Consider the following 4,180-nt stretch of genomic DNA (forward strand, 5'->3'; position numbering starts at 1 on the left):
CGCGGAGCAGATCCTCGACCCGGTTCACGCGAGCACCGAGTTCTACTCGGCGCTCCAGCAGGTGCCGGGCTGGGAGTCGATGACCATCACCCAGGCCGCCCAGGCGGTGCAGCGTTCGGGCTTTCCGGACGCCTACGCCAAGTGGGAGCCCTTGGCCACCGCGTTGCCGAAGGCGATCGAGCCGCTGCTCGCCAAGACCGGCACAACACCGAGTCCCATCCCCAGCGGCGGAGGCAGTCCTCCGCCGATCCCGAACGGCGGCGGATGTACGAACGGTGGGGACGGCTCGGGCTTCGGGACCATCCCGCCTGGCACTCTGCCGACCGGGTACACGATCCCGGCCGATGCCCCACCTCAGGTGCAGACCGCGATCCGGTGGGCGCTGGGGCAACTCGGCACGCCGTACCAGTGGGGCGGTAACTGCAACGATCCGCACGGGCCGGACCCGATGGGCCGGTGCGACTGCTCTGCGCTGATGCAGGCGTCCTACCGCGCCGCCGGGGTCACACTCGGGCGGACGACCTACGAACAGATCACCGACGGCCAGCCCGTCTCTGTCGATGCCCTCAAGCCGGGTGACCTGCTGTTCACCGAGGGAACGGCCCAAGCGCCCAATCACGTGGGCATGTTCATCGGCTCGGGCCTTGTCGTTCAGGCCCCGCACACCGGCGACGTGGTCAAGATCTCGACCCTCGCCGACTGGAAGCCGCAGATTCTCGCGGCCCGCCGAGTCGTCTGACCGGCGCTTTCTCCCCTCCCCCTTCCCGCTCCACCGCACCGCCTCCTTCCCCGATCCGGGCTGGCGCGTGCCATAAATCGAACTGGAGTTCGTAATGTTTCTCGCCGACAAGGCCATCCAGCTCGCCTATGACCCGGGCATCCAGCCGAACGATGGCGGCTTGCCGGGCCTCGCGGTCCTCAAGCAGGTGATGGGCTCGATCAACCTGTTCGGCATCATCGCCGTCGTCGGCGCGCTCGCGGTGAGCGCTGGCGTGTGGGCCTGGGGCCACCACTCCGGCGGCCACCAGGCCGAGGCCAACGGCAAGAAGGGCGTCCTGGTCTCCGCCGGCGCGGCCCTGCTGCTCGGCGCCGCAAATGGTGTGGTCGCCTTCTTCTCCACGCTCGGCGGCCAGGTCCACTGATGCGCAAGCGTTCCTTCGCCGCTGACCGTAGCGGCAACCCCGGCGGCGCATCTCGCGTGCGCCGCCGGGCGCTGCTCGGCACCGCCACGCTGGCCGTGCTCGTCGCCCTCGCCGGCCTGCTCGCGTACCTCACCCGCGACGGCAGGACGCCCGCCAAGGGCCCTTCTGCCCCTGCGAGTTCCGCTTCCTCCCCCTCCGCACTGCCTTCCGCCACCGCGGCTTCGGCCACACCCGGTGATCGTGCTGCCCTGCCCGTCCCGCCTGCCACCCACGATCCGATCGCCTTCGGCAAGGCGGCGGCATCCGCGCTGTGGTCGTACGACACCCGCTCGTACGCGCAGCCCGAGCTGCTGGCCGCGCTGCACACGTGGATGACGTCGGACGCCAAGTACGCCGACAGCGCCTCGGTCGATGCCCTGGTGCCGTCACCCGTGTTCTGGGGCCGGATGGCCGACAGCGGCCAGTACGCGACCGCGATCGTGAACGAGGCGCACTTCCCGGCCTCCTTCACCCAGGCCCTGCAGTCCGACCCGGGAGCGATCACACAGGCGTACGTCTACGCCGTCACCGTCTCCGGCCAGCAGTCGATTGCCTGGAACGGCACGCCCACCGGCGGTGCCGAGGCCCGCTCGACCACGCTCGCCGTGCAGTGCCGCCCGTCCCAGAACTGCACGCTCGCCGGCGTCTTCCCGACGGTCTCCCCCTGACCCCGTCCTGAAAGGAGGTACCCCCATGGGTGTCTGCGACCTTCCCCTGATGAACACGGTCTGTGACGCGGCCAACTTCGTCTCCGATCCCGGCAAGTCGATCACCGACGGCATCGGTGCGTGGATTGCCAAGTCCGCCGGCGAGCTGGCCGCCAGCGCCGCCGACCTCGCTGCCAAGGCCGTCAACGCGACCACCAGCATCGACCTCAACGCCCCCTGGTTCCGCGACAACTACGCCCTGCTGCTGCCCATCGGACTGTCGATCATCGTCGGCACGTTCTGCATCCAGCTGATGTTCGCCGCCTGGCGTCGCGACGAACGCGCCCTCGCACAAGCCGCGATCGGCACCATGACCGGCGTCCTGTTCAGCTTCTGCGCGATCTCCTTCACCAGCGTGGCGATCACCGTGGTCGACGCGCTGAGCGACGGCCTGTTCCAGGCCGCCAACACGTCCGTTGAAGACGCGATCCGCCGCGTCGTCAAGGTGAACGAACTCGGCGCGATGTACGGACTCGGCTGGGGCGTACCGTCGTTGGTCGCTCTGGGTTGTGCGATCGGCGCCTTCCTCTTACTGGTGCACGATGGTGGCCCGCAAGGTCGGCGTCCTGATCCTGGTCGCCCTGGCGGTCTTCGCCGGCAGCGGCGGCGGCTGGGAGGTCGCCAAGCGCTGGCGGCGCGGCTGGATCGAGGCCACCGCCACGCTGGTGGTCAGCAAGCTGCTGATGACCGTGGTGTTCCTGATCGGCGTCTCCGCGATGGGCAAGTCGGATGCCAAGGACGGCATGTCGGCCCTCTCGGACGCGATGGCGGGCATCGTCGTGATGGTCCTCGTCCTCCTCTGCCCCTACGCGACCTACAAGTTCGTGCACTGGGCCACCGACAACGGCGGGCACGACGACCTGCACCGCACCGGCGTCGCCGGGGTGGCGGTCGCCGCAGGCGCGGCCAAGACCGCGGCGAGCATGGCGATGCAGGTGGGCACCGGAACCCCCGCGCCTCAGGGCCCGGCCAAGGTTCCGGGCATGGGCCAGGACGGTGTCGCCTCCGGGATCGACCCCTCCGGGCGGTTCAGCAAGGAAGGCATCGACGCCGGACCGCCGAGCACGCCGAGCACGTTCCGCTTCGGTGAGAACCCGAACGCCGGTGGCGACCGGGGCCGTGGCCTCATCCAGCGTCCGGGCATCCCCGCACTCATCACCCGGGCACCCAGCGGTGAGGGCGATTCCGGCTCGGAATCGGGCGGCTCCGCCGGCCAGAGCGCCGCATCGCCTGCCCAGGGCGCACCGGTCAGCCAGCGTTCGGGCGCCACCGCCCACGCTCCGGGCACCTCAGGCTCCGCACCGAGCGGACCCCCGGCTCCGCCGGTCGGCGGACCGCCGCCGCAGGGCTCGCCGGCACCGCAGCGCTTTGTGTTCCCCCAGCAGCCGCCCTCCGGCTCCTGACCGCCCATCTCCTCGGGGCGGGCTGCTGACCACACGGCCACAGCCCGCCCCTCCTATCCCCGAACAGGAGTTCCGCCATGGCTTCCAGAAGAGCGCCGCGACCACCGCCCCCATCCTCCCGCTCGCACCTCCTGGATCCCCAATGTCTGATACCTCCCCCGCCACGGTGAGGTTCCCGCACCGCTCCAAGCGCGGCATCCTGCTCGGCCTGACCGCCGCCCAGCTGATCGTCGCCTCCCTCGCCGGTCTCCTCCTGCTCGCCGTCGTCCTCACCCGCGGCGTGGTCGGCGCGCTCGAACTCATCCCGCTGTGGGCCGCCATCGCACTGTTCGTCCTCGTCCGCCACCGAGGCCGCTCCCTCGCCGACTGGGCGCCGATCGTCACCCGCTACACGCTGCGGCGCATGCGCGGCCAGCTGGTCTGGCTCGCCCGGCCCTCCCGGCGCCCGGTGCGCGAGGGCCTGCTGCACCTGCCCGGCACCGCCGCAAGCCTTCGGGTCGTCACCGCCCCCAACCGCCGGTACGGCGCAGTCCACGACCCGCGCGCCGGAACGCTGACCGCGGTCGTCAAGGTCAGCAGCCGCGCCTACGCGCTCCTTGACCCCGCCACCCAGAACACCAACGTCAACGGGTGGGGCCGGGCACTGGCAGCGCTCGCCCGCACCGGGCACATCGCCCGCATCCAGGTGATCGAGCGCACCATGCCGGCCTCCGGCGACGCGCTTCGGCGCTACTGGGAGAAGACCGGCAACCCCGACGCGCCGGTCGCCGGTCAGATCTACAGCGAGCTGGTCAAGAACGCCGGACCGGCCGCCGCCCCGCACGAGGCATACGTCGCCATCTCGCTGGACCTCAGTGGCTGTTGTCTTTCCGGGCTTGAGGGCTGCGTT

General features: G+C 70.9%; 4 protein-coding genes and 1 pseudogene. All 5 read left to right on the forward strand.

Annotated elements, in window-relative coordinates; translation table 11 throughout:
• A partial coding sequence (locus tag AA75_RS52230) for a C40 family peptidase (protein WP_233289129.1) occupies positions 1 to 739 on the forward strand: 739 nt, incomplete at its 5' end.
• Positions 740 to 833: 94 nt separating this feature from the next.
• Positions 834 to 1,142 carry a DUF6112 family protein gene (locus tag AA75_RS21670; protein ID WP_033821824.1) on the forward strand — a complete coding sequence of 103 codons (309 nt, stop codon included), beginning with the start codon at positions 834 to 836 and terminating at the stop codon, positions 1,140 to 1,142.
• Positions 1,142 to 1,849, forward strand: a complete 708-nt coding sequence (locus tag AA75_RS21675) for a hypothetical protein (protein ID WP_149038292.1) — start codon at positions 1,142 to 1,144, stop codon at positions 1,847 to 1,849. Before AA75_RS21670 ends, AA75_RS21675 begins: the two co-directional genes overlap by 1 nt.
• Before the next feature lie 25 nt (positions 1,850 to 1,874).
• Positions 1,875 to 3,291: pseudogene (locus AA75_RS21680) on the forward strand (ATP-binding protein).
• 142 nt (positions 3,292 to 3,433) lie between these two features.
• A partial coding sequence (locus tag AA75_RS21685; RefSeq protein WP_368666602.1) for an SCO6880 family protein occupies positions 3,434 to 4,180 on the forward strand: 747 nt, incomplete at its 3' end.

This window comes from Kitasatospora sp. MBT63 (assembly GCF_000710465.2).
Taxonomy (GTDB): Bacteria; Actinomycetota; Actinomycetes; order Streptomycetales; family Streptomycetaceae; genus Kitasatospora.

Bases quoted from the DNA above. Each gene is read 5' to 3' on its own strand.
- AA75_RS21670 (WP_033821824.1), top strand. From the start codon at position 834: ATGTTTCTCGCCGACAAGGCCATCCAGCTCGCCTATGACCCGGGCATC.
- AA75_RS21675 (WP_149038292.1), top strand. From the start codon at position 1,142: ATGCGCAAGCGTTCCTTCGCCGCTGACCGTAGCGGCAACCCCGGCGGC.